Annotated in this window: 21 protein-coding genes; 11 read left to right on the top strand and 10 right to left on the bottom strand. The window is 72.5% G+C overall.

What is annotated here, in order from left to right; genetic code table 11:
* Positions 1–313 precede the first annotated feature (313 nt).
* On the top strand, positions 314–1,897 hold the full coding sequence (locus ACFWBT_RS06090) for a ricin-type beta-trefoil lectin domain protein (RefSeq protein ID WP_385696490.1): 1,584 nt from the start codon (positions 314–316) through the stop codon (positions 1,895–1,897).
* Positions 1,898–2,087: 190 nt separating this feature from the next.
* On the opposite strand, the gene hutI is transcribed toward ACFWBT_RS06090, so the two are convergent.
* From hutI to hutU, 4 genes are all read right to left on the bottom strand, one after another.
* A complete protein-coding gene (gene hutI / locus ACFWBT_RS06085; protein WP_385696488.1) occupies positions 2,088–3,263 on the bottom strand; it encodes an imidazolonepropionase in 1,176 nt (391 codons plus the stop codon).
* A gap of 71 nt (positions 3,264–3,334) precedes the next feature.
* Positions 3,335–4,693: a formimidoylglutamate deiminase gene (locus ACFWBT_RS06080; protein WP_385696485.1), complete on the bottom strand. Its 1,359-nt coding sequence runs from the start codon at positions 4,691–4,693 to the stop codon at positions 3,335–3,337.
* Positions 4,690–5,913, bottom strand: a complete 1,224-nt coding sequence (locus ACFWBT_RS06075; protein WP_385696483.1) for an allantoate amidohydrolase — start codon at positions 5,911–5,913, stop codon at positions 4,690–4,692. The genes ACFWBT_RS06080 and ACFWBT_RS06075 overlap by 4 nt, the downstream gene beginning before the upstream one ends.
* On the bottom strand, positions 5,910–7,574 hold the full coding sequence (hutU, locus tag ACFWBT_RS06070; RefSeq protein WP_385696480.1) for a urocanate hydratase: 1,665 nt from the start codon (positions 7,572–7,574) through the stop codon (positions 5,910–5,912). Before hutU ends, ACFWBT_RS06075 begins: the two co-directional genes overlap by 4 nt.
* A gap of 389 nt (positions 7,575–7,963) precedes the next feature.
* On the opposite strand from hutU, the gene ACFWBT_RS06065 reads away from it, so the two are divergent.
* The 5 genes from ACFWBT_RS06065 (at position 7,964) to ACFWBT_RS06045 (ending at position 11,802) form a co-directional block, all read left to right on the top strand.
* Positions 7,964–9,328 carry a diaminopimelate decarboxylase gene (locus tag ACFWBT_RS06065; RefSeq protein ID WP_385696477.1) on the top strand — a complete coding sequence of 455 codons (1,365 nt, stop codon included), beginning with the start codon at positions 7,964–7,966 and terminating at the stop codon, positions 9,326–9,328.
* Between the two features lie 285 nt (positions 9,329–9,613).
* On the top strand, positions 9,614–10,021 hold the full coding sequence (locus ACFWBT_RS06060; RefSeq protein ID WP_261704018.1) for a hypothetical protein: 408 nt from the start codon (positions 9,614–9,616) through the stop codon (positions 10,019–10,021).
* A complete protein-coding gene (locus ACFWBT_RS06055; protein ID WP_385696474.1) occupies positions 10,018–10,830 on the top strand; it encodes a transcriptional regulator in 813 nt (270 codons plus the stop codon). The genes ACFWBT_RS06060 and ACFWBT_RS06055 overlap by 4 nt, the downstream gene beginning before the upstream one ends.
* A 64-nt stretch (positions 10,831–10,894) precedes the next feature.
* Positions 10,895–11,413, top strand: coding sequence for a roadblock/LC7 domain-containing protein (locus ACFWBT_RS06050; RefSeq protein WP_385696471.1), 519 nt, complete (start codon positions 10,895–10,897; stop codon positions 11,411–11,413).
* 14 nt (positions 11,414–11,427) lie between these two features.
* Positions 11,428–11,802 (top strand): hypothetical protein, encoded by a 375-nt coding sequence (locus tag ACFWBT_RS06045; RefSeq protein ID WP_266759533.1) that lies wholly within the window; start codon positions 11,428–11,430, stop codon positions 11,800–11,802.
* Between the two features lie 11 nt (positions 11,803–11,813).
* Here the strand turns inward: ACFWBT_RS06045 and ACFWBT_RS06040 are convergent, their stop codons facing one another.
* The 3 genes from ACFWBT_RS06040 to ACFWBT_RS06030 form a co-directional block, all read right to left on the bottom strand.
* Entirely contained in the window at positions 11,814–12,353 is a 540-nt protein-coding gene (locus ACFWBT_RS06040; RefSeq protein WP_385696502.1) for a hypothetical protein, read from the bottom strand.
* A 236-nt stretch (positions 12,354–12,589) separates the two neighbouring features.
* Positions 12,590–13,582, bottom strand: coding sequence for a MurR/RpiR family transcriptional regulator (locus ACFWBT_RS06035; protein WP_385696468.1), 993 nt, complete (start codon positions 13,580–13,582; stop codon positions 12,590–12,592).
* Complete coding sequence (locus ACFWBT_RS06030) at positions 13,579–15,393, bottom strand: aromatic amino acid ammonia-lyase (RefSeq protein ID WP_385696465.1); 1,815 nt, start codon at positions 15,391–15,393, stop codon at positions 13,579–13,581. The genes ACFWBT_RS06035 and ACFWBT_RS06030 overlap by 4 nt, the downstream gene beginning before the upstream one ends.
* Positions 15,394–15,634: 241 nt before the next feature.
* Here ACFWBT_RS06030 and ACFWBT_RS06025 point away from each other — a divergent pair, with 241 nt between their 5' ends.
* On the top strand, positions 15,635–16,072 hold the full coding sequence (locus tag ACFWBT_RS06025; RefSeq protein ID WP_385696462.1) for a hypothetical protein: 438 nt from the start codon (positions 15,635–15,637) through the stop codon (positions 16,070–16,072).
* 650 nt (positions 16,073–16,722) lie between these two features.
* Here ACFWBT_RS06025 and ACFWBT_RS06020 read toward each other — a convergent pair.
* Positions 16,723–18,117: a cystathionine beta-synthase gene (locus tag ACFWBT_RS06020; RefSeq protein ID WP_385696459.1), complete on the bottom strand. Its 1,395-nt coding sequence runs from the start codon at positions 18,115–18,117 to the stop codon at positions 16,723–16,725.
* 144 nt (positions 18,118–18,261) lie between these two features.
* Here ACFWBT_RS06020 and ACFWBT_RS06015 point away from each other — a divergent pair, with 144 nt between their 5' ends.
* From ACFWBT_RS06015 to ACFWBT_RS06005, 3 genes are all read left to right on the top strand, one after another.
* Positions 18,262–19,290 (top strand): SGNH/GDSL hydrolase family protein, encoded by a 1,029-nt coding sequence (locus ACFWBT_RS06015; RefSeq protein WP_385696456.1) that lies wholly within the window; start codon positions 18,262–18,264, stop codon positions 19,288–19,290.
* Positions 19,291–19,772: 482 nt separating this feature from the next.
* Positions 19,773–20,993, top strand: a complete 1,221-nt coding sequence (locus ACFWBT_RS06010; protein ID WP_385696454.1) for an acetyl-CoA C-acetyltransferase — start codon at positions 19,773–19,775, stop codon at positions 20,991–20,993.
* A gap of 292 nt (positions 20,994–21,285) precedes the next feature.
* Entirely contained in the window at positions 21,286–22,089 is an 804-nt protein-coding gene (locus ACFWBT_RS06005; RefSeq protein WP_385696451.1) for a hypothetical protein, read from the top strand.
* A gap of 188 nt (positions 22,090–22,277) precedes the next feature.
* Here ACFWBT_RS06005 and ACFWBT_RS06000 read toward each other — a convergent pair whose 3' ends face one another.
* Positions 22,278–22,589 carry a hypothetical protein gene (locus tag ACFWBT_RS06000; RefSeq protein ID WP_261704010.1) on the bottom strand — a complete coding sequence of 104 codons (312 nt, stop codon included), beginning with the start codon at positions 22,587–22,589 and terminating at the stop codon, positions 22,278–22,280.
* Positions 22,590–22,693: 104 nt separating this feature from the next.
* Between ACFWBT_RS06000 and ACFWBT_RS05995 the strand changes: the two genes are divergently transcribed.
* On the top strand, positions 22,694–22,924 hold the full coding sequence (locus ACFWBT_RS05995; protein WP_385696448.1) for a DUF4287 domain-containing protein: 231 nt from the start codon (positions 22,694–22,696) through the stop codon (positions 22,922–22,924).
* A gap of 104 nt (positions 22,925–23,028) precedes the next feature.
* On the opposite strand, the gene ACFWBT_RS05990 is transcribed toward ACFWBT_RS05995, so the two are convergent.
* Complete coding sequence (locus ACFWBT_RS05990) at positions 23,029–23,928, bottom strand: Bax inhibitor-1/YccA family protein (RefSeq protein WP_385696445.1); 900 nt, start codon at positions 23,926–23,928, stop codon at positions 23,029–23,031.
* Between the last annotated feature and the right edge of the window lie 212 nt (positions 23,929–24,140).

The following is a 24,140-nucleotide window of genomic DNA, read 5'->3' as shown; positions in this document are numbered from 1 at the left end:
CTCCGTCTTCCGGCCGCCCCGGCCTCCCTCCGGCCGCCCGCGCCGTCTCCGGACAACTTCCGCGCCGTCCCTGGAGACTTCCGCGCCGCGCAGGTGACTTCCGCACCACGCAGGTGACTTCCGCACCACGCGGGAAAGTCCGGTGCCGCTGAGGAAACTTCGGCGCCGGACAGAACAGTTCGGCGGCGGTCCGCGAAATTCCACTCTTCAACTCTTTCCCCGGAGGGCCATCCCCGCCACTATGGGCACCCCAAACTGGCTGGTACGTCAGGACGGGGCGAGTGGAGCACCAGGTGCAAGGAGGCGGACGAACATGGCGCAGGGCGACCCGGCCGACAGAAACGACGCGGCCGAGGGCAACGGACTGCCTGCGGACGCGTCCGACACACGGCTGACCGAGCTACTGCGCGGCGGCACCTCGACCGCCTACGCCGCCCTCCAGGAGCTCCGCGGACGCCACCGCCCCTCGGTCCTCGCCTACGCGCGGCTGTGCACCACCGGTGAGTCCGGAGCAGGACAGCTCGCGGCGCAGACCTTCACCCTCGCGGCCCGCGAGACGGCACGCGGCATCGACCCGAGCGTCCCCTGGCGGCACCAACTCCTGCTGCTGGCCGGGCGGGTGGCCGCCTCGTGGGCCCGGGACCAGCGAGCCGCGGGGCTGGACCCCGGCTTTCTCCTCGTCCTCAGCACGGCGGGCCCCGACGGTCCCGTCCCTTCCCTGCTCCCCGCCTTCCAGTCCCTCCCGGCCCGGGCCCAGGGCCTCATCTGGTACGCGATCGTCGAGCGCGAGCCCGCGGAACGCACGGCGGTCCTGCTCGGCCTCGCCCCCGGCGACATCACCTACGGCACGGACCAGGCGCTCCAGTCGCTGGGCCAGGCCTGTCTGAAGTCCCGGCTGGCCGCCTCCGACGATCCGCGCTGCGGAGACTTCCGCCGGCTGATCGAGGAGTCGGTGCGGCCCGACAACCCCCGCTCCAGCAAGGACCTGCACGCCCACATGGCGCACTGCGGGCACTGCTCGACCGCGTACGAGGAACTGACCGCCCTGCGCGACCACCCCCGCTCCGCCCTGGCCGAGGGCCTGCTGCCCTGGGCCGGTACGGCGTATGCCGCCGACGACGTGTCCGGGACGCAGCCCGTCCCGCCCCCGCCCCCGGTCGGACACAGGGCGCCGGCGCTGCCCTGGCCCTGGCCGCCGTCCCGCCGGTTCGTCCTGACCTCGGCCGCGGCGCTCGGCGTGGCCCTGGCGCCGGTCCTGTTCTTCCTGCTCTCCACGACGGGCACGCCCTCCACGGACACGGCGGGTTCGGTCTCCACACCGTCCGGCCGGCCCCCGGTGACGGTGACGGCGACGGTCCCGGTCACCCCGTCGGCCGCCACGCCCTCCCCCTCGGCGACCTCCGCGTCCCCCTCCCCGACCCACCGTTCGAAGTCGCCGAAGCCGCCGAAGCCGTCGAGCCCGAAGCCGACCCCGACCGTCACGTTCCGGCCTCCGGGCAGCGGCTACGCCCAGGTGGTGAACGTCGCCTCGGGCCTGTGCCTGGACATCCGGGACGGTGACCTCGACAAGGGCACGGACGTCGTCACGGCGCCCTGCACCTCCTCCTCCACCCAGCGCTGGCGCGTCGACGCCGACCTCGGTGCGCTCCGGTCGGCCGCCGACGACGACTTCTGCCTGGACAGCCGCGGCTCCGTCGACAAGGGCGTGGGCATCTGGGAGTGCTCGTCGCTCGACGGCGACCACGGCGACAACCTGCGGTTCACCGTCGACGGCGACGGCGTCATCCGCCCGGCCGTGGCCATCGAGACAGCGGTCACGCCGGACGGCGACGGCGGGCTGTCGCTGGTGCCGCTGAACGACGGCACGGGGCAGCGATGGCGCGCGGGCGCCACCTGACGAACACCCCTCACCCCTCCGCGGTCGGACCGCGCCCTCCCGGACCGGGGGCCCCTCAGACCGGGCGCCCCTCAGACCGCGACCCCTCAGACCTCCGGCGCCCGGTCTCTCAGCCCTCGGCCTCCCGGCCCTCCGTCTCCCGGCCCTCCGTCTCCCGACGCCGGGCTCCCGACGCCCGGGGCTTCGCCCCTCAGACCTCGCGGACGCCGCGCCGCCAGATGCCGGTGACCAGCGGGACGCCGGGACGGTAGGCGAGGTGGACGTGGCTCGGGGCGTCCAGCAGGGCCAGGTCCGCGTACGCGCCCGGCGCGAGCCGGCCGACGTCGTCCCGGCGCAGCGCCTTCGCGCCGCCCGCCGTCGCCGACCACACGGCCTCGTCCGGGGTCATCCGCATGTCCCGTACCGCGAGCGCGACGCAGAAGGGCACGGACGAGGTGAAGGACGAGCCGGGGTTGCAGTCGGTGGACAGCGCGACCGTGACGCCCGCGTCGATCAGCCTGCGGGCGTTCGGCCACTCGGCGCGGGTGGAGAACTCGGCGCCGGGGAGCAGGGTGGCCACGGTGTCGCCGCTCGCGAGGGCGTCGACGTCCGCGTCCGTCAGGTGCGTGCAGTGGTCGGCGCTCGCCGCGTCGAGCTCGACGGCGAGCTGGACTCCGGGACCGTAGGAGAGCTGATTGGCGTGCACGCGCGGGTGCAGGCCCTTCGCCTTGCCCGCCGTGAGGATCGCCCGCGCCTGGTCGCCGTCGAAGGCGCCCTTCTCGCAGAAGACGTCCACCCAACGGGCGTACGGGGCACAGGCGTCGAGCATCTCGCCGGTCACCAGGGCGACATAGCCGGCCGGGTCGTCGGCGTAGTCCGGCGAGACGATGTGCGCGCCGAGGTAGGTCACCTCGTCGGTGTGCGACGCGGCGATGCGCAGCGCGCGGGCCTCGTCCTCGACGGTCAGGCCGTAGCCCGACTTGGTCTCGAAGGTCGTGGTGCCCTGGCGGAGGGCTTCGCGCAGGTAGCGCGTGAGGTTGCGCTCCAACTCCTCGTCGGAGGCGGCGCGGGTGGCGGCGACGGTGGTGCGGATACCGCCCGCGCTGTACGCGCGGCCCGACATCCGGGCGTTGAACTCCTGGGTGCGGTCACCGGCGAACACCAGGTGCGAGTGGGAGTCGACGAAGCCCGGGATCACCGCGCGGCCACCGGCGTCGACCCGGTTGTCGGTGGCGGGTGCTTTGCTTGATTCACCGGTCCACACGACGCGGTCGCCGTCGATGACGAGGGCCGCGTCCTGGATCAGGCCGAGGGGAGAGCCGTCGCCGAGGGAGGGATCGTTGGTGACCAGACTGGCGATGTTGGTGATGACGGTCGTGCTGCTCATGGCGTCCTCAGGGGTGGCGGGACTGCTGGTGGGGGGCGTCGGGCGCGCAGGGCCTCGCCCGCGTGCGGGTGTCAGGCGCGCAGGGCCTCGACGGCGTCCGCAAGAGCTGCCGGCACATCCGGTACGAGGGTGTGCGCGCCGTCGCGTACGACATGCCGGCCCGCCACGACCGTGTGCCGGACATCGGCGGCCGTGGCCGCGAATACGGCCGTCTCGGCGCCGAGGCGTGGCACCGGTCCCGCTGTTCTGACCGAGTCGAGGGCGATCGTCGTGAAGTCGGCGCGCGCGCCCGTCTCGATGCTGCCCGCGTCGTCCCAGCCGAGGGCCGCGTGGCCGTCGGCGGAGGCGGCGCGCAGCAGGGAGGCGGCCGTCCAGTGACCGCGGGTGCGGGTGCGCAGCCGCTCGTTCAGCTCCATCGCGCGGGCCTCTTCGAGCAGGTCGATGACGGCGTGGCTGTCGGAGCCGAGCGAGAGGGGCGAGCCCGCGCGCTGGAGGGTGACGGCGGGGCCGATGCCGTCGGCGAGGTCGCGTTCGGTGGTCGGGCACATGCAGGTGCCGGTGCCGGTGCCGCCGAGCAGGGCGATGTCCTGGTCCGTGAGGTGTGTGTTGTGGACGCCGGTGGTGCGCGGTCCGAGGACGCCGTGGTCGGCGAGCAGCCGGGTGGGGGTGCGGCCGTGGGCTGCCTGGCAGGCCTCGTTCTCGGCCGTCTGCTCGGACAGGTGCACATGGAGCGGGGCGCGCCGCTCCTCGGCCCAGCGTGCCACGGTGGCGAGCTGTCCGGCGGGCACGGCCCGTACGGAGTGGATCGCCGCACCGATCCGTGCGTGATCCCGGTCCTTGAGAAGTGAAGAGCGTTCCGCCCAGGCGTCGGCGGTGCCGTCGGAGAAGCGCCGCTGGTGCGGGTTGGGCGGCTGCCCGAAGCCGGAGGAGAGGTAGGCCGTGTCGAGCAGGGTGATGCGGATGCCGGCGTCGGCGGCGGCGGCGATGAGCGCCTCGCCCATGGCGTTGGGGTCGGCGTAGGGGGTGCCGTCGTGGGCGTGGTGCACGTAGTGGAACTCGCCGACGGCGGTGACTCCGGCGAGCGCCATCTCCGCGTACACCGCGCGGGCGAGCGCGTGGTAGGTCTCCGGGGTCAGCCGGTCGGCGAAGGAGTACATGATCTCGCGCCAGGTCCAGAAGGTGCCGGAGCCGACCTGGACGGTGCCGCGCAGGGCGCGGTGGAAGGCGTGCGAGTGGGCGTTGGCGAGGCCGGGGAGGGTGAGTCCGCGGAGGATCTCGGCGCCCGGCGGCGGGGTGTCGACGCCCGTGCGGACATCGGTGACGCGGCCGTCCGTCCCGGCTCCGGAGCCGCCGGTCGACACGGTCACGGCGACGCCCGGCTCGACATGGGTGCCGAGCCAGGCGTGTTCCAGCCAGTACGTCTGCGTCACCTGCAGGCCAGCCCTTCGAGTACGTCGGCGAGTGCGGTCACCCCGGCCACGCAGTCGTCCTCGGCGGCGAACTCGGCCGGGGAGTGCGAGACACCCGTGGGGTTGCGTACGAACAGCATGGCGGTCGGGACGGTGCCGGAGAGGATTCCGGCGTCGTGTCCGGCGCCCGTCCCGAGAACGGGGACGCTCAGCACGGCGTCCCGCTCCTTGCCCAGGATGCGGGCGAGTTCGTCGCGCAGGGCGTGCTCGAACTCGACGACGGGGGTGAACGACTCGCGGATCACGTCGAGTTCGACGCCCTGGGCGTCCGCGTACTCGCGGGCCGCCTTCTCGACGCCGGTGACGACCGTGTCGAGGGTCGCCTGGTCGGCGGCGCGGGAGTCGAGCCAGCCGCGGACGAGGGAGGGGATGGCGTTCACGCCGTTCGGCTCGACCGCGATCTTGCCGAAGGTGGCGACGGCGCCCGCGAGCCGGGCCTCGCGGCGGGCGGCGAGGACGGTCTCGGCGTACGGCAGCATCGGGTCGTGGCGGTCCACGAGCCGGGTCGTGCCCGCGTGGTTGGCCTCGCCCCGGAAGTCGAAGCGCCAGCGGCCGTGCGGCCAGATGGCACTGGCGATGCCGACCTGGTCGCCGCCGATGTCGAGGGCGCGGCCCTGCTCGACATGCAGTTCGACGAAGGCGCCGATCCGGCCCAGCAGCTCGGGGTCGGGGCCGATGGTGCCGGGGTCGTACCCGGCGCGCTCCATGGCCTGCGGCAGGGTGATGCCGTCGGCGTCGGTCAGCCGGTGCGCCTGCTCGACGGTGAGCTGCCCGGCGGCCAGCCGGGAGCCGACGCAGGCGAGCCCGAACCGGGCGCCCTCCTCGTCGCCGAAGTTGACGATGGCGAGGGGCTTGGTGAACCGCGCTCCGCGGGCGCGGAGTTCGTCGAGTGCGGCGAAGGAGGAGACGACGCCGAGGGGGCCGTCGAAGGCGCCGCCGTCGGGCACGGAGTCCAGGTGCGACCCGGTGACCACGGCGTCCCCGGCGGCGGGGTCACCGAGCCAGGCCCACTGGTTGCCGTTGCGGTCGAGCTCGTAGGCGAGCCCGCGGGACTCGGCCTGCTGCCGGAACCAGGCGCGGCACTCGGTGTCGGCGCCGCTCCAGGCGAACCGGCGGTAGCCGCCGGAGGCGGAGCTGCGGCCGATCGGCAGCAGCTCCGCCCACATGCTGTGGAAGGTCACGCGTCGTCACCTTCGCGCATCGGGATGCGCACACCGCGCTCGTCCGCGACGGACTCGGCGATGTCGTAGCCGGCGTCGACGTGACGGATGACGCCCATGCCGGGGTCGTTCGTGAGCACGCGGCGGATCTTCTCGCCGGCGAGCTTGGTGCCGTCGGCGACGGAGACCTGGCCCGCGTGGATGGAGCGGCCCATGCCGACGCCGCCGCCGTGGTGGATGGAGACCCAGGAGGCGCCGGAGGCGACGTTCACCATGGCGTTCAGCAGCGGCCAGTCGGCGATCGCGTCGGAGCCGTCGAGCATGGCCTCGGTCTCGCGGTACGGGGAGGCGACGGAGCCGCAGTCGAGGTGGTCGCGGCCGATGGCGAGGGGGGCGGCGAGTTCGCCGGAGGCCACCATGTCGTTGAAGCGCTCGCCGGCCTTGTCGCGCTCGCCGTAGCCGAGCCAGCAGATACGGGCGGGCAGGCCCTGGAAGTGGACGCGCTCGCCGGCCAGCTTGATCCAGCGGTGCAGGGACTCGTTCTCCGGGAAGAGGTCGAGGATCGCCTTGTCCGTCTTGTGGATGTCGGAGGCCTCGCCGGACAGGGCCGCCCAGCGGAAGGGGCCCTTGCCCTCGGAGAACAGCGGGCGGATGTAGGCGGGGACGAAGCCGGGGAAGGCGAAGGCACGGTCGTACCCGGCGAGCTGGGCCTCGCCGCGGATGGAGTTGCCGTAGTCGAAGACCTCGGCGCCGGCGTCCATGAAGCCGACCATGGCCTCGACGTGGCGGGCCATGGACTCGCGGGCGCGGGTGGTGAAGCCCGCCGGGTCCTTGGCGGCCGCGTCGGCCATGTCGTCGAAGTCGATGCCGACGGGGAGGTAGGCGAGCGGGTCGTGGGCCGAGGTCTGGTCGGTCACGATGTCGATGGGTGCGCCCTCGGCGAGCATCCGCGGCAGCAGGTCGGCGGCGTTGCCGAGCAGGCCGATGGAGAGCGGCTTGCGCTGGTCACGGGCCTCGACGGCGAGCTGGAGGGCGTGCTCCAGGGAGTCGGCCCGCACGTCCAGGTAGCGGTGCTCGATGCGGCGCTCGATGGCGCGCGGGTCGACGTCGATGCAGATCGCGACGCCGTCGTTCATCGTCACGGCGAGCGGCTGGGCACCGCCCATGCCGCCGAGGCCGGCGGTCAGGGTGATCGTCCCGGCCAGGGTGCCGCCGAACTTCTTCGCGGCGACGGCGGAGAACGTCTCGTAGGTGCCCTGGAGGATGCCCTGGGTGCCGATGTAGATCCAGGAACCGGCGGTCATCTGGCCGTACATGGTGAGGCCGAGGGCCTCAAGGCGCCGGAACTCCTCCCAGTTCGCCCAGTCGCCGACCAGGTTGGAGTTGGCGATGAGGACGCGCGGGGCCCACTCGTGGGTCTGCATGACGCCGACGGGACGGCCGGACTGGACGAGCATCGTCTCGTCCTGCTTCAGCGTCCGGAGCGTGCGGACCATGGCGTCGAAGGAGCGCCAGTCGCGGGCGGCCTTGCCGGTGCCGCCGTAGACGACGAGCTTGTCGGGGTGCTCGGCGACCTCGGGGTCGAGGTTGTTCTGCAGCATCCGAAGGGCGGCTTCCTGCTGCCATCCCAGGGCGCTCAGTTCCGTACCGCGCGGCGCTCGGACGGGGCGGGGTCCTGACATGGTCTGCCTCCTAGCGGACTGTTGCTTCAGATATTCACATCCTGGCTCTTTGAATAGAGCTAGTCAATAGATGCACGCGCCCGCACGCGCTCCTCGGGGATGTTTGGCTGGGATGTATGGGCGCAGACATGGACAGGGCAGGAGATCCGGCGGGCGACGGGGCGAGTGGGGCTGCGATGTCTTCGGCAGGGGCTTCGGGGACGCCTTCGGGCGGCCCGACGACAGATGGGGACGGGACGACGGACGCGGACGGGACGACGGCGGGCGGGCGCGGGGCAACGGACGGGACCGGGACGACGACAGGGCGCGGGACAGCGGACGGGACCGGGACGACGACGGCGAGCGGGGGCGGGACTACGGACCGGGGTCGGACGGCACGCTGGGGCCGGGTGGCCGACGCGAGCGGGAGCGAGCCGGACTCCGAGCGGGTCTCCCGGCGGGACGACGCCGTGCGTGGCGCCGTGGAACAGGGCCTCCTCACCCCGGGTCACCCCATCGTCGCGCTCCTCGACATCTCCGGCATCCGGGCCTCGGCCGCCGCGCTGCGCGCCGCCTTCGACGCGGTGACCGCTCCCGGCACTCCCGTACTGCACGCCTTCGCGGTGAAGGCGACGCCCCTGGTGCCCGTACTGCGGCTGCTGCACGAGCAGGGCATCGGCGCGGAGGTGGCGAGCCCCGGAGAGCTCGCGCTGGCCCGGGCGGCCGGGATACCGCCCGCCCTGACCGTGCTCGACTCGCCCGCCAAGACCCCCGACGAACTGCGCGAGGCGCTGGCGCTGGGCATCGCGGTCAACGCGGACAATCCGCAGGAGCTGGACCGCATCGACGCCATGGTCCGCTCGGCGGCCACCGGCTCCCCCATCGGGCTCCGGGTGAACCCGCAGGTCGGCGGGGGTTCGATCGAGGCGCTGTCGACGGCCACGGCGACCTCCAAGTTCGGGGTCGCGCTACGGGACGAGGGGGCCCGCGCGTGGATCGTGCGGGCGTACGCCGACCGCCCCTGGCTGACCCGGCTGCACGCGCACTCGGGCTCGCAGGGCATGCCCCTCTCACTGATGGCACAGGGCGTGGCGGAGACGTACGCGCTGGCGGAGGAGATCAACCGGCAGGTCGGGCGGCGGCAGGTCGACACGATCGACATCGGCGGCGGACTGCCGGTCGACTTCGCCTCCGACGCGACGGCCCCGACGTACGCGCAGTACGCGCGGCTGCTCTCGGAGGTGGTGCCGGGACTGTTCGACGGGCGGTACGGGCTGGTCACCGAGTTCGGGCGGTCACTCCTCGCCAAGCACGGGACGGTGCTGGCGCGGGTCGAGTACGCGAAGTCCGCCGGGGGCCGGGCGGTCGCGGTCACCCACGCGGGGGTGCAGGTGGCGACCCGCACGGTGTACGCCCCGGAGGCCTGGCCGCTGCGGATCGCCGCGTACGACGCGAAGGGCCGCCCCAGGACCGGGCCGGACGTCGTCCAGGACGTCGCGGGCCCCGCCTGCTTCGCGGGCGACCTGCTGGCGAAGGGCCGCGCGCTGCCGCTGCTCGAACAGGGCGACCACGTGGCCGCGCTGGACACCGGCGCATACTGCTTCGCCCACCACTACGCGTACAACTCCCTTGCCCGCCCCGGCATCTACGGCTTCGCACCGGCCGGTGACGGCGCCGACGGCGTGCGTTTCGCGGTCGTACGGGAGCCGCAGACGCTCGACGAGATCGTCGCGGAGTCGGGCGGCGCACACGGGCCGTCGCTCACCGCGCTGTAGCCACCGCCGGCGCTCCGGGGACGGAAAGGGGGCGCGCCAGGGGACCCGGAGCGCATCCGGATGCCGCGTGCGCCCCAGCACGCTCACGGGCGCCCCGGTCGCGCACCCCGAGGCAGCACAAATCGGCCACCGGTGGGTTCCGCACGCCGGAAAATGTGGTCAGTTGACCCACCTTAGCCATCAGGGGCATGTTCCACAGGAAAATGCCCGATCACTCCCCTCCCTCGCACACAGTGCGTAACTTCTGCGTCACTCGGCCGAACCCTTGGCGGGAGGGGAGACACGGTGCCCGGAATCGACGAGTGCCTACTGGAAGCCATGACACTGCCCGGTGCGCGGGGTGCCTCGGTGGTCGACTGGACCAGCGGCCTGGCCCTGGGCACGGTCGGCGACGCACCGGGCGACGACCACGAGACGACCGCGGCGGAGGCCGCCGAGCTGGCCCGGCTCGCCGCGGAGAACCGCTCGTTCGCCCCGAAGGACGGCTCCGACTGGTCCGAGTGGTCCGACCAGGAGACCCCCATCGAGGACTTGATCATCAGCAACCGCGACAGCTATCACGTCCTGCGGTTCGTCCGGACCACCTTCGACAGCAGCGTGTTCCTGCACCTGTGGCTGGGCCGCTCGGACGGCAATCTCGCCCTGGCACGCATCCGGCTCGGCGAGATGGCCGGACGGCTGGTGCTCGTATGACGACGGTCAGGACACCTCCCCCGCCCCGGCTCCCGGTCCGGGACAGGGCGCCGAGCGCCGCCGCCGGCGTCTCCCCGATGCTCAGCCGGCTCGCCGACGAGCGGGCCACCGGCGTCCTCATCCGCGAGCGCGGCACCCTCTACCTCGCCGACGGCGAGGTGGTGCACGCCGAGAGCCCGGCCACGCCCGGACTCGACGTGCTGTTCTCCGTCCGCGGGGTGCTGGACGCCGAGGTGTGGCGGGAGGCGGTCGCCGCGGCCGGAGCACGCCGCCGGGTCGGCCGGTTCCTGATCGACAGCGGGCGGATAGCGGAGGGCGCGCTGGAGCTGTGCCACCTCGGCTCGCTGTACGACGCGGCGTACTTCGTCCTCGGACCGAGCAGCACCCCGACCCGCTTCCGGTACGGCGCCGCGCACTGGTTCGGCCCCCTCCGCCCCGTCACGGTGGCCGCGCTGGAGCGTGAGACGGTGCGCCGGCGCGAACTGCTGCACCGCATATGGCCCGACCCCGCGACCGACACCGCGCCGCTGCGGCGTGCCTCGCTCACCGCGGGGCCGACGGTGCCGCAGCGCCAGGAGGCCGTCCTCGGCCGGGTGGACGGCGTCCGCACGGCGGCGGACGTCTCCCTCGCGCTGGGGCGGCCCGCCTTCCACACGCTCGTCGACCTGCGCCGACTCGCCGCCGCCGGGCTCGTGACGGCCGCGCCCGCCCCGCAGCCGCTTCCCCCTCCCAGCGTGCTCACCCAGACCTCCGCCGATCCCGACGTCGCGTTGCTGCGACGACTCAGAGACGCGCTGGAGGCCTTGTGAGTCCCAACCCGCGGGAGGCCTTGTGATCCGCGCGCTACGACAGCGTGCCGAGAGGAGACTGCTGATGGCGGCGGAGCCCGAAGTCCTCGACGAACTACATCGGTTGAGGGCCCGTGTGCCCCAGCTGACCGGAGCGCTCGCGGCCAGCGCCGACGGTCTCGTCCTCGCCCACGACACGCCCGGTGTGGAGCCGGACGGCCTGGCCGCGCTCACCGCGGCCGCCCTGGGGGTCGCCATCCGCATGGCCGAGTCCACCGGGCACGGCGACCTGCGTGAGCTGCTGGTACGCGGCGTGCACGGCTACGTGGCGACCTACGCGGCAGGCGGCTCCGCCGTCCTGACGCTGCTGGCCCAGGACCGTGTCAATGTCGGCCGCCTGCACCTGGAGGGGCGGCGTTCCAGCACCCGGATCGGCGAGCTCGTCGACGCCGCCACGGCGCGCGGCGAGCCGGTCACCGAGCCGGCCAAGACCTCTGCGAAGCCCTCGTCGGGCACTTCGCGCACGCGCACCGCGCGCGGCACCGCCGCCGCGCGCACCACCTCTACCCCTGCCACCAACCACCCGAGAACATCAGAGAGTTGAAGGAGCAACGCACCATGACGAACACCGAGACCGCGCTCAAAGAGGCACTGGCGTCCATCGAGGGCGCTACCGGAGCCGCCCTCGTCGACTACACCAGCGGAATGGCGCTGGGCACGATCGGTGGCAGCAAGGGATTCGACCTCACCGTCGCGGCCGCCGGCAACACCGACGTCGTCCGGGCCAAACTCCGGACCATGGAACACCTGGGGCTGAAGGGCGACATCGAGGACATCCTGATCACGCTCTCCGACCAGTACCACCTGATCCGGCTCATCAAGGGCCGCGGCGGAAACGGCCTCTTCCTGTACCTGGTGCTCGACCAGAAGCGCGCCAACCTGGCGATGGCCCGACACCAACTGAAGAGGATCGAGGCCGACCTGGAGGTTTAGTTCCGGCCCGGTCAGCGACGCCGCGCCCCGCCGGGCGCGGCGTCGCCCCCCGCCACTCCGGTGGCCCGGACGGCCCGGACCGGCTTGCCCACGGGGGCACCGGCACGCGGGCCCAGCCAGTCGACACGCACCCAGATCAGCGCCTGCTCGGCATGTTCGAGCCGCCCGAGCCGACGGGCCTTCAGCCACAGTCCGACCCCCGCCCCGGCGAGCAGCATGCCGCCCGCGGCGGGCACGGCGAACGAGCTGCCCAGCGCGGCCGCGAAGGCGAGGAGAAGCCACCAGCGGTGGCCCCGGCGCCAGTTGCGAAGCGTCACGGCACGGTCCTGGAGCACATCGTGCTTACCGGCGCGATCGGCGGAGCGGACCAGGGCGGCGTACCGCTTCCTGCGCCCGTACGCCACCACGACCGCCGCGCCGATGAACAGCGCGGCGCCCGCCAGGACGCCGATCCTGCGCCCGGTCAGTCCGGGGACCAGCAAACCGGTTCCGGCGGCCACCACCCCGCACCACCAGAGCGGTGCGGCTCCGGCCCTCACCACGACGGCCATGCGGGCCAAGCCCTGTCCTCCGCGCGCCACGATCTGCCTCCCGTCTCAGCGCCTTCGCGTCCACGGGCCCGTCGCCGACCGCCGCCGCGCCCGTGTGTCTCTGGGCGCGCAGGCTAGCCACGGAAGGTGAGACGAGTCTGAGAAGCGCCGAAAACGGCACCCGGCACCCGCTCCGCGGACCGTCCCGCGCGGCGGCCCGCGCCTCGCCTACTCCACGAACAGGCCCCGCGCCTCGCCTACTCCACGAACAGGCCCCGCACCGCGGCGCGCGCGTCGAACTGCTCCAGCCGCGCCTGCGCGTCCGGCAGGTCGTCGCACATGGCCTCCAGCAGGACGCGGCCCAGCAGCATCGGCGCGCAGGCCGTGTCGAAGGCGAGACCGGTGCCGACGGCGGCGGGGAGCAGCAGGTCGGACACCTTCGCCACCGGCGCGAACGCCGAGTCGGCGACCGTGACGACGGTCAGCCCGGCCTCCTTCGCGTAGCCGAGGGCGTCGACGACCTCGCGCGGATGCCGGGGCAGCGCGAAGCACAGCAGTGCGGTGGCCCCGGCCCGGACGGCCGCGTCGACGCGGTCCTGGAGCATCGTGCCGCCCTCGTGCAGCAGCCGTACGTCGGGGTGGACCTTGGCGGCGAAGTAGGCGAAGCCGTAGGCCTGGGAGGCGGCGGCGCGCAGTCCGAGGACGGGCAGCGGACGGGACGCGGCCAGCAGACGCCCCGCCCTCGCGACGGGGCGCGGATCGGCGAGCACCTCGGCGAGGTGACGCAGGTTCTCGATCTCGGCCTCGACGGCCTGCTGGTACTCGTTGTACGAGGCGGTGTCGGTGGCCGGTTCGGCGGGCGCGACCTCGCGCAGATGCTTGCGCAGCGCCGGGTAGCCGTCGAAGCCGAGGGCGACCGCGAAGCGGGTGACGGAGGGCTGGCTGACTCCGGCGAGTTCGGCGAGTTCGACGCTGGACAGGAACGGCACGTCGGCGGCGCGCCGCACCATGCTGTGCGCGATGCGCCGCTGGGTCGGGGTGAGCCGGCGCCCTTCGAAGAGGGCCTGGAGACGCCCGGCGGGGCTGTCGCTCACCGTCGCGCCACTCCCCACGGCGGCGTCCCCGTTCGCGTCCCCGTCCACGTTCACGTCCCTGTTCCCGTCCCTGTTCGCGGTGCTGTTCCCGTCCCTGTTCGCGGCGCTGTCCACGTGCACGCTTCCGCCCGCGTTCCTGTCTGTGCCCGCGCTCATGACGTGCTCCCCCTCCAGATGTCCGTGAACCGGTCGAGCAGTGCGGCGGCCGCCGTCACATCGTCCGTGAGCGGCCGGTCGGCGTGCTCCGCGTCGAGCACCGCCTCGGCCAGTTCCAGTGCCCGCCCGGCCGGCAGCTCCGGGTCGGGCCGCAGATCGCGCTGGCGCAGCGCCCGTACCGCGGCGACCAGTTCGCAGCCGACGACGAGACGGTACGCACCGCACGCCCGCAGCGTCTGGCGTGCGGCGAGCGAGGCGAAGCTCGCCTGTTCCTCGACGCCCCGGGAGAGTACAGCGTGGCCGAGCGACGCGGGCGCGGAGAAGGCCCGCAGGTCACCGAGTGCGGCACCGGCGGCGTACTCCAGGATCATCACGCCGGAGGACGCCGGCTCGTGGTCGGCGAGGAACGGGCGCAGCCGTGTGTAGGCGGGTTCGTTGAGGGTGGACAGGCGGGAGGTGGACAGACGTGCCACCTGGGTGACGGCGAGCCTGAAGTGGTCGAGGGCGAGGGCGAGTTGGGCCTGGTAGAAGCCGCCGTGGTGGTACGCGGCCATGTCCTCGGGGGAGATGAGCGGGTTCTCGGCGGCGGCGTTGATCTCCACCGCGAGGACCGCCTCCAGCGCGTCCGCCGCGTCGTGCGCGGGGCCGTGTATCTGCGGGAGGCAGCGGAAGCCGTACGGGTCCTGGATCCGCCCGAGCGGTGGCGTGGGCCGGTCCGCGGCCCCGATCAACTCCCGCATCCGGCGCGCCGCTTCGATGGAGCCGCGGTGCGGCCGGGCCGCGTGCACGGGCGCCGCGTACGCCTCGTGGGACCCGTCGACCGCCAGCAGCGACAGGGCGGCGACGACCTGGGTGGCGCCGATCAGCCCGCGCAGTTCGTGCAGCGCGAGCGCGGCCTGCCCGAGGGTGAGCGCGTTGCTGCTGATGAGTGCGAGCGCGTCGTTGTCGTCGAGCGGCTGCGCCTCCGGGGCCGCCCACCCACCGGACCGCGCACCCGGACCCTCCGCAAGCCGCCGGGACCACTCCGCCGCCCCCTCCGCCCCGCCCCGGGACCGCTCCCCCGCCCCCGCCGAACCCTTCGCCCCACGCCGGGACCACTCCCCCGCCCGCGGCGCCCTGACCCCTGTCCCGCCGGATGCCGGGCCGTCCGCGCCCTGCCGGGGATCCTCCGCCGGCCGCCCCTCCGTCACCGACCCGTTCGCCCCGGCTCCACCGGACACCGAACCATCCGGACCCCGCCAGGGGTGCTCCCCCGCGAGGGCCAGGCCCACCTGGGCCAGTGCGGCGATGTCCCCGGTGCCGACCGAGCCGAACTCGTTGACGACCGGGTACGCGCCGTTCTCCAGCGCCTCGCACAGCGCCGTCACGACGGTGGGCCGCAGTCCGGCGCCGCCCGCCAGAAGCTGGTTCGCGCGGACGGCGAGCATCGCGCGGACCTGGCGGGCGGGCAGTTCCTCCCCGATCGCGCCCGCGTGGCTGCGCAACAGGCGCAGGCCGTGGTCGGCGGCCGCCGGTGGGGGTCCCCCCTGTCCGAGCGAAGCCGAGAACTCGGGGGAGGGCACGTCCTCGTTGCGGTTCGCGCCGACGCCGGTGGAGCGGCCGTAGACGCGGCCGGTGGCGGCGATCTGCCGGGCGGCGCACCAGGCGTCCTCGACCCGCTTCATCGCGTCGGTGCCGGGAACCGGCCGCGCGGCACCGTCGGCGAGCCGTACGACGTCGTCGACACCGGTGCTGCGGCCGTCCAGGACCACGAGCGCGAGGTGCGCCGGAGGCGTCACCGCACGCGACGTGTCCACGCTCCCAGACGACACCACTCGCACACCCTTCTCCGTCCGGACACCTCGGTCCGGACACGGGATCTTGCCCGGTGGCCACAGGTCCCGGTGATCGAGGCCGACCATCGACCACCTATTCACGTACCGACAACTCTGCATGAAGGTATGCAGGGCGGGCAAGGGACATCTTCCGGCACCCGCCCGGGGGCTCGGCCCAGCCGCAAGAGGGGGGCTATCCCCAGTGTCCCGGGGGCCGCCGCTGCCTAACGTGAAGGGCATGACCGGTATGGAAGCCCGCCACGGCGACGCCGAACTGAAGAAGGAACTCGACGCCACCTTGCACGCGCGCAGGGAGCTCGGCGACGAGTACGAGTCCGCGTTGGTCGACTCGTTCCTGGAGAAGGTCGAGCAGCGCCTCGACGGCGCGGTCGACCGCCGGGTGCGGCGCCAGCTCGCCGAACAGCAGATGGTGGTGGCGCGCGGCGCGCGGTCACCCCAGTCGTCCGACTCCTGGGGCGAGCGTTTCGGCTTCGGGATCGTCTCGCTCGTCCTCGCGATCCCGCTGTCCGCGATCGGCGGCGGAGTCGCGCACCTGCCCGGACTGCTCGTCGCCTGGGTCGGCATCGTCGGGGTGAACGTGGTCCAGGCCGCGCGCCTCTCCCCGAACTTCTTCGGCCGCCGCAAGAACCGGCCGGAGTCCGACTGGGAGGACTAGCGGCCTCCGGAACGGACGTCACGGGGGGAACGGGGCTCCGCGAAGCGCCGTCCGCACGGGGAACGGGTGCCGCGCGGGACGACGGCACGACGCCGGTGTGGGACGACGGCGTGGGACGCACGAAAGGGCCCGACGCTCGGAACGCACGAGAGGGCCCGACACTCGGAACGCACACGAAAGGGCCCGGCACTTGAGACAAGTGCCGGGCCCTTCGACGTGTTGCGCGGGGACCGCCGCACCCCCGTTACCGGGGGGCGGGACGACGGCGGTCCCCGCGAGGGACGCGGGCCGGGTCAGGACCGGGCTTGCGCGTCCTAGGCGTCCATGGAGGTCCGGGAGCCGCTCCGGAGGTCCTTGGCGCCGTTTTGGCGTCGGCCCGGGCGGGGAGCCGCTCCCGCCCTGCCGACACCCACCAATGTGCCGGACCTGTGTTAAGCGGGTGCTGCGCGGACGTGACGCGCTCGTACCACTTCCGCGAAGTTCACCCCGGACCGAGCCGGAAGATCCACCACGGATCCGACAGTTCGAACAAATATCCTGCCGTAGGCGCGGACGACCGAATGTTGTGCGCCCGGCGCCGCCCCCGGCCGTCACCCGTGCGCCCCCGGGCCCCGTCGGGCGCCGCCCTCGGCGGCGCCCGCGCGACGCGGCTACGCCCTGGTGCCGCCCTTGGCCAGGAAGGACAACAGGTCCTGCCGGCTGACGACACCGGTGGGCTTGCCCTCGACGAGCACGATCGCGGCGTCGGCGCCACCGAGCACGGACATCAGGTCGCCGACCGGCTCACCGGAACCGACCTGGGGCAGCGGCGACGACATGTGCTTCTCCAGCGGGTCCTCCAGCGAGGCCCGCTTGGTGAACAGCGCGTCAAGGAGCTCCCGCTCCACGACCGACCCGATGACCTCGGCGGCCATCACGTCCGGGTGACCGGCGCCCGGCTTGACGATCGGCATCTGCGAGACGCCGTACTCGCGCAGCACCTCGATGGCCTCGCCGACGGTCTCCTCCGGGTGCATGTGGACGAGCGAGGGGATGGAGCCGCCCGCCTTGTCGTTCAGCACGTCGGCGACACGGGCGCTCGGGCCGGTGTCCTCCAGGAAGCCGTAGTCGGCCATCCACTCGTCGTTGAAGATCTTGCTGAGGTAGCCGCGCCCGCTGTCGGGGAGCAGCACGACGACGACGTCGTCGGGGCCCAGACGCTCGGCGACCCGCAGCGCGGCGACCACGGCCATGCCGCAGGAGCCGCCGACGAGCAGCCCCTCCTCCTTGGCCAGCCGGCGCGTCATCTGGAAGGAGTCCTTGTCGGACACGGCGACGATCTCGTCCGCGACCGTACGGTCGTACGCGGTCGGCCAGAAGTCCTCGCCGACGCCCTCGACCAGGTAGGGCCGGCCGGAACCGCCGGAGTACACGGACCCCTCGGGGTCGGCGCCGACGACCTGCACCTTGCCGTCACTGGCGTCCTTCAGATACCGGCCGGTACCGGAGATCGTGCCGCCGGTGCCCACACCCGCGACGAAGTGGGTGATCTTCCCCTCCGTCTGATCCCACAGCTCGGGGCCGGTCGAGTGATAGTGCGAGAGGGGGTTGTTGGGGTTGGAGTACTGGTCGGGCTTCCAGGCTCCCGGGGTCTCCCGCACCAGCCGGTCGGAGACGTTGTAGTACGAGTCCGGGTGCTCCGGGTCGACGGCGGTGGGGCAGACCACGACCTCGGCCCCGTACGCGCGCAGCACGTTGATCTTGTCGGTGGAAACCTTGTCGGGGCACACGAAGATGCACTTGTACCCCTTCTGCTGCGCCACGATGGCGAGCCCCACACCGGTGTTCCCACTGGTCGGCTCGACGATCGTGCCGCCGGGCTTGAGGGCGCCGCTCTCCTCCGCGGCCTCGATCATGCGCAGGGCGATGCGGTCCTTCACGGATCCGCCGGGGTTGAAGTACTCGACCTTTGCCAGGACGGTCGCCTGGATGCCCGCGGTCACGTTGTTGAGCCTCACCAGCGGGGTGTTGCCGACGAGACTGATCATCGAGTCGTGGAATTGCACCGTTGTCTCCGGAGCTGCGTTTTCAACAGGAATGGTCCCGTCAGCCTACGGCCCTGCGCAGCCGTTCACGCGCCGTTGAGATTGGCCGACCCGTCCTTCGGGGCAAGCAGTGGTTGTACGGCTACAAGGAGGTGGCGGCGACGGATGTCGAGCTTGTCGAGGGCGAGGGTGGCCCGGCGGATCGCTGCGGGAGCGGCGTACGGCGGTGGCGGGGTCGGGCTGGTGGGTGCGGCGGCCGTCGGCCTGGTGCTGGCCGAGGTGCAGATGGTGAAACGGCATGTGGGCAACGGGCACGCTCCCTACGCCCCGCGCGCGGACGGTCTCTACGGGTACGACTACGCCGGTGCCTCTCCTGATGAACCCCCGTTGCGCCTGACGATGCTCGGCGACTCCACGGCCGCGGGCCAGGGGGTGCGCCGGGCCCGCCAGACGCCGGGCGCGCTGCTGGCCTCCGGGCTCGCGGCGGTGGCCGAGCGGCCGGTGGAGCTGTGCAATGTGGCGCTGCCGGGCGCCCAGTCGGACGACCTGGACCGCCAGGTCGCGCTCGCCGTCACCGATACCGCCCTGCTGCCCGACATCTGCGTGATCATGATCGGGGCGAACGACGTCACGCACCGGATGCCGCCGACGCGCTCCGTACGTCACCTGTCCGCGGCGGTACGCCGGCTGCGCACGGCCGGTGCGGAGGTCGTCGTCGGCACCTGTCCCGACCTGGGCACGGTCGAGCAGGTCCAGCAGCCGCTGCGCTGGCTGGCTCGGCGCGCGTCCCGTCAGCTGGCCGCCGCCCAGACGATCGGAACGGTCGAGCAGGGCGGCCGTACGGTGTCGCTGGGCGACCTGCTGGGCCCGGAGTTCGCGGCGAACCCGCGCGAGCTCTTCGGTCCCGACCACTACCACCCCTCGGCGGAGGGGTACGCCACGGTGGCCATGGCTCTGCTGCCCACGGTCTGTGCGGCGCTGGGCCTCTGGCCGGCGGAGGAGGAGCGTCCGGACGTCTCGCGCCACGAGGGGTTCCTGCCGGTCGCCCGGGCGGCCGCCGAGGCCGCGTCCGAGCCCGGCACCGAGGTCGCCGCCGCGATGCCGACGGGCCCTCGCGGCCCCTGGGCCCTCCTCAAACGCCGCCGACGCCGCCGCCTCCCCGCCACAGACCCGGCCCCGGCCCCGTCCCCCTGACCCCTGGGAACGGGTCCCCGGTCCCCGGTCCCCGGTCTCGGGTCCCGGGGGAAGGGTTCCGGGCCGCGTCCCCGGCTGCGGGTGCGTGGGGGCTGGCCGCGCAGTTCCCCGCGCCCCTGGGCACCTCACCCCGACCGGCACCGGGAATCCAGCCCCGACCGGCCAAATCCAGCCCCTCCGGCATTTGAGGAGCGAGGCAGGATCCAACCCCTCCGGCGCTCGGGAAGCGGGGTCATAATCCAGCCCCTCCGGCGTTTGAGGAACGGGGTCTGGGGCGGAGCCCCGGGTGGGGGTAGGGCAGAGGGGGCCGCTCCCTCAGCCCACCTCGCCGCAAGGAACCGCCCAAGGCGCCCCCGCCAGCAAAAAGCAAGCGCTTAGAAAAGTGCGGCCGGTGTCACACACCCAGACCGGTGACCTCGACGGTACGTACGGGTAACTTCCCAACCAGCCCTGCACACTTCCCGTACGCCAATGGAGCCGTGATGCCCGAAGCCGTGATCGTCTCAGCCACCCGCTCCCCGATCGGCCGCGCCTTCAAGGGCTCCCTGAAGGACGTGCGCCCCGACGACCTGACCGCCACGATCATCGAAGCCGCCCTCGCCAAGGTCCCCGAGCTCGACCCGAAGCTCATCGACGACCTGATGCTCGGCTGCGGCCTCCCCGGCGGCGAGCAGGGCCACAACCTCGGCCGCATCGTGGCCGTGCAGATGGGGATGGACCACCTCCCGGGCTGCACCATCACCCGTTACTGTTCCTCCTCCCTGCAGACCTCCCGCATGGCCCTGCACGCCATCAAGGCCGGCGAGGGCGACGTCTTCATCTCGGCGGGCGTCGAGATGGTGTCGCGTTCGATCAAGGGCACCTCCGACGGCATGCCCGACACCCACAACCCCCTCTTCGCCGACGCCGAGGCCCGCACGCTCGAGGTCGCGCAGTCGGAGGGTTCGACGTGGCACGACCCGCGTACGGACGGCCTGATCCCGGACGCGTACATCGCGATGGGCCAGACCGCCGAGAACCTGGCCCGCCTCAAGGGCGTCACCCGCCAGGACATGGACGAGTTCGGCGTGCGCTCGCAGAACCTCGCCGAGGAAGCCATCAAGAACGGCTTCTGGGAGCGCGAGATCACCCCGATCACGACCCCGGACGGGACGGTCGTCAGCAAGGACGACGGCCCGCGCGCGGGCGTGACGCTGGAGGGCGTCCAGGGCCTCAAGCCGGTCTTCCGCCCCGACGGCATGGTCACCGCGGCCAACTGCTGCCCCCTGAACGACGGCGCCGCCGCCCTCGTGATCATGTCCGACACGAAGGCCCGCGAGCTCGGTCTGACCCCGCTCGCCCGCATCGTCTCGACCGGCGTCACCGGCCTCTCCCCCGAGATCATGGGCCTCGGCCCGGTGGAGGCCAGCAAGCAGGCGCTCAGCCGCGCCGGCCTCACCGTGGACGACATCGACCTGTTCGAGATCAACGAGGCCTTCGCCGCCCAGGTGATCCCGAGCGCCCGCGACCTGGGCATCCCGCTGGACAAGCTGAACGTGAACGGCGGCGCCATCGCCATCGGCCACCCCTTCGGCATGACGGGCGCCCGCATCACCGGCACGCTCATCAACAGCCTCCAGTTCCACGACAAGCAGTTCGGCCTGGAGACCATGTGCGTCGGCGGCGGCCAGGGCATGGCGATGGTCATCGAGCGCCTCAGCTGAGAACGATGACCCGCTCCCGTAACGGGAGTTGAACGCACCGTGACCGAATCGGCCCAGAAGCCCGTAACCACCGGGACTCTGGGCCGATTTGTGATCCAATCCCCCCCAAGATGTGACCTATGTCCCTTCGCAAGGGTATTCCGGCAGGTCAGAGTGGTTGAGCAGCTAAACCCCAGGCCCAAAGTCCTGTCCTATTCGTGACGTTACGCACTGACAGTTTGATGGTTCTCCCTTCAAGCTGATGTAGGAAGTCGGGGGCCGACTTTGAACCGGGAGTACGTCAGTGAGCGCCATGCCGATTGCTTTGCTGCTCGCCGTCGCCGCCACAGCGGCCGTGGGCGTCGCCGTTCTGCGCACCCTGCAGGGTCTGCGACACCAGGTCGCGGCCCTGCGCAGCGAACTCGCCGAGAGCCGTGCCGGTGACGCGCGGGGTCTCGTGCCCGCGGCGCGCGGAGCCGCCGACGCGGACGAGATACGCATGGCCGTGACCGAGGCGCTCGCCGAGGAGCGGGAGCGGGAGCTCGCCGAGGCGCGGGCCTTCTGGGCCGCCCAGGAGGCGCGTGACGCCTCCGACGCGCCGTCGCTGCTCGGGCTCCCGGACAGTGAACTGTTCCTGCCGCGCCACTCGGACTTCGTGGGCCTGGAGCACCTGGAGCCGGTGGCCGAGGCGCTCGCCGAGCCGGACGTCGAGGAGTTCCTCCAGACCGGCACCGTCGGCGACTCCCCCGAACTCGCCGCGGCCCGCCGCCGCCACCCCTCGCACCCGGACTTCGTCCCGGTCCAGTCACCCGTGGTCAACGACCACGAACGCACGGTGGCCTGCCTGGAGGAGCTCGCCGAGTCCTGTACGGAACTGGCGGACGTCCGCCCCGGCCCGCTCGGCACCCTCGACGTCTACGTCTTCGCCGACGGTACGACGCTGTGCATGACCCCGGGCCACCGCGAGACCGCGGAGCGGCTCGCCGCGGCTCTGGACGCCGGTGAGACCCCGGTCCTGCTCGGCGGCTCCGGTGTCTCGGGCGCGTACGCCCTGACCTTCGCCTTCGGCGAGGAGAACGTGTACATCCTGGCGGACCGCGTCATAGCGTCGCTGTGACCCACGGCGTCACGAGGTCTCCGTGACCCACGGCGTCACGATGTCTCCGTGACCCACGGCGTCACGATGTCTCCGTGACCCGCGCCCTGAAACGAGGGCCCGAACCGCCGAAGGGGCGGACCGACCGCCCGAAGCGGCGGGTCGACACACTGACGGGCCGAGCGACCGCGCCGGAGTCGATCGACGGATCAGACCCCGGCGCGTTTCTGTGCCTCCGCCACGAGCGTGACCGCTTCCGCCAGTTCCTCCTCGTTCTTCAGTACGAGCGCCAAGTCGTGCGCGGCGACCGTGATTTGATCGGCGGCGGCGAACATCCCGGCGTCGGGCATCTCCCGGGGCTCCCCGGACGGGTCCTCGACCCGCTGGGTGCGCAGCGCGAACTCCCTGGCCAGCCCTAGTGCCTCAGCCGCGGCCCCTCGTTGCAGACGGCTCTGCGGCGCGGCCCGCAACCGGTCGGCGAAGTGGTCCACGGCACGGGTCAACGGCGTTGTATCCAGCACGCCGCGAGACTACGCGCAGCTGCGGGACTGTTGCCAACAACCCAACCCTCAGGCACGGTGGCGTGAAGGACCGGCTTACATCCCCTTTGCGTTCGGAGGCGCCGATGTCCCAAGTCTTCTCCGAGGAGACCCATCGCAACTTGCTCGCCCGCATCCCTCATTGCACCGGTCGTGAGATCTCCGACTGGCTTCGCACCGTCGACGACGGACCCGCCCTCTTCCGCTTCGAGGAAAAGGTCAGCTGGCTCCGCGCCGAGCACGATCTCGCGTACGGCCACGCCAAGGCGATCATTCACGAGTACGACCTGAGGAGGGCCGCGCGCAAACTGCTGTGAGCGCGCACCACCGAGAGACCGGCACCCGACGACGAAGGGCCCGCGAACCGGTGGGTTCGCGGGCCCTTCAGGTCACATGACGGCCTGTCCGGCCGCCGGCGCCTCTAGTCGTCGCCGCTGAAGATGGCGACCAGCCGCAGCATCTCGACGTAGATCCAGACGAGGGTCATGGTCAGACCGAACGCGGCCAGCCAGGCCTCCTCCTTCGGCGCGCCGTAGGCGATGCCGTCCTGGATCTGCTTGAAGTCCAGGGTCAGGAAGAACGCGCCGATCAGGATCGCCAGGATGCCGACGATCGCGCCCAGCGGGCCGTTGCTGCGCAGTCCGCCGTCCGGTGCGAGACCGAAGGCGACCAGCAGCAGGTTCACCGCCATGACGACGACGAAGGCGATGGCGATGGTCAGGCCGATGCGCGCGTACCGCGCGGTCACCCGGATCCAGCCCGCCTTGTAGACGAGCAGGGTCGCGCCGGTGACCGCCATGGTGCCGAGCACCGCCTGGAAGGGCGCGCCGGACCACTGCGAGTTGAACATCTCGCTGATGACCCCGAGGAAGACGCCCTCGAAGGCGGCGTAACCGAGGATCAGCGCGGGTGTGGCGGTGCGCTTGAAGGACTGCACCATCGCGAGGACGAAGGCGATCAGCGCGGAGCCGATGGCCAGGCCGTAGCTCGTGGACGAGACCGGCAGCAGCGCCCAGGCGAGGACGGCGCCGACGACGACGGTGCCGAGCGTCATGGCCGAGCGCATGACGACGTCGTCCATCGTCATACGGCCGGTGGTGACCGGGGCCTGCGGCGGAGCGCCGTGCTGAAGGTCCTGCTGTGCGTACGGGTTCTGCGCGTAGGGGTTGCCGCCCTGCTGGGCGTACGGGTTGCCCTGGGCGTACGGGTTCCCCTGCGTGCCGACAGCGGGTCCCCCGGCCTGCGGCGCCGCGTTGAAGCCCGCGTAGCCGTTGTCGCGGCTGAACCCCCGTCGCGAGAAGACCGGGTTACTGCTCCTCATTTCACTCCTCCATGGCCACCCTGCGTGGCCTTGGCTCAAGAGTAATAGGTAGGCAAAGGATTGACCCTAGTGCTTGGGGAGGATCTTTCCCTTGTTGTGCCACCGTACGCGCGTGCCCCCAGGTACGCCCGCACTGGTGCCAAGCCGTGACACCGGCTTCCGAGAGCTCTCGTGCCCTTTCAAGCCGCCTTGATCCCTTCTTATTCCTGTCG

The sequence above is a fragment of the Streptomyces sp. NPDC060027 genome (genome assembly GCF_042737005.1).
Classification (GTDB): domain Bacteria; phylum Actinomycetota; class Actinomycetes; order Streptomycetales; family Streptomycetaceae; genus Streptomyces.
Note: the sequence above shows the minus strand (reverse complement) of the source record. Positions and strands in the feature narration are given on the sequence as shown.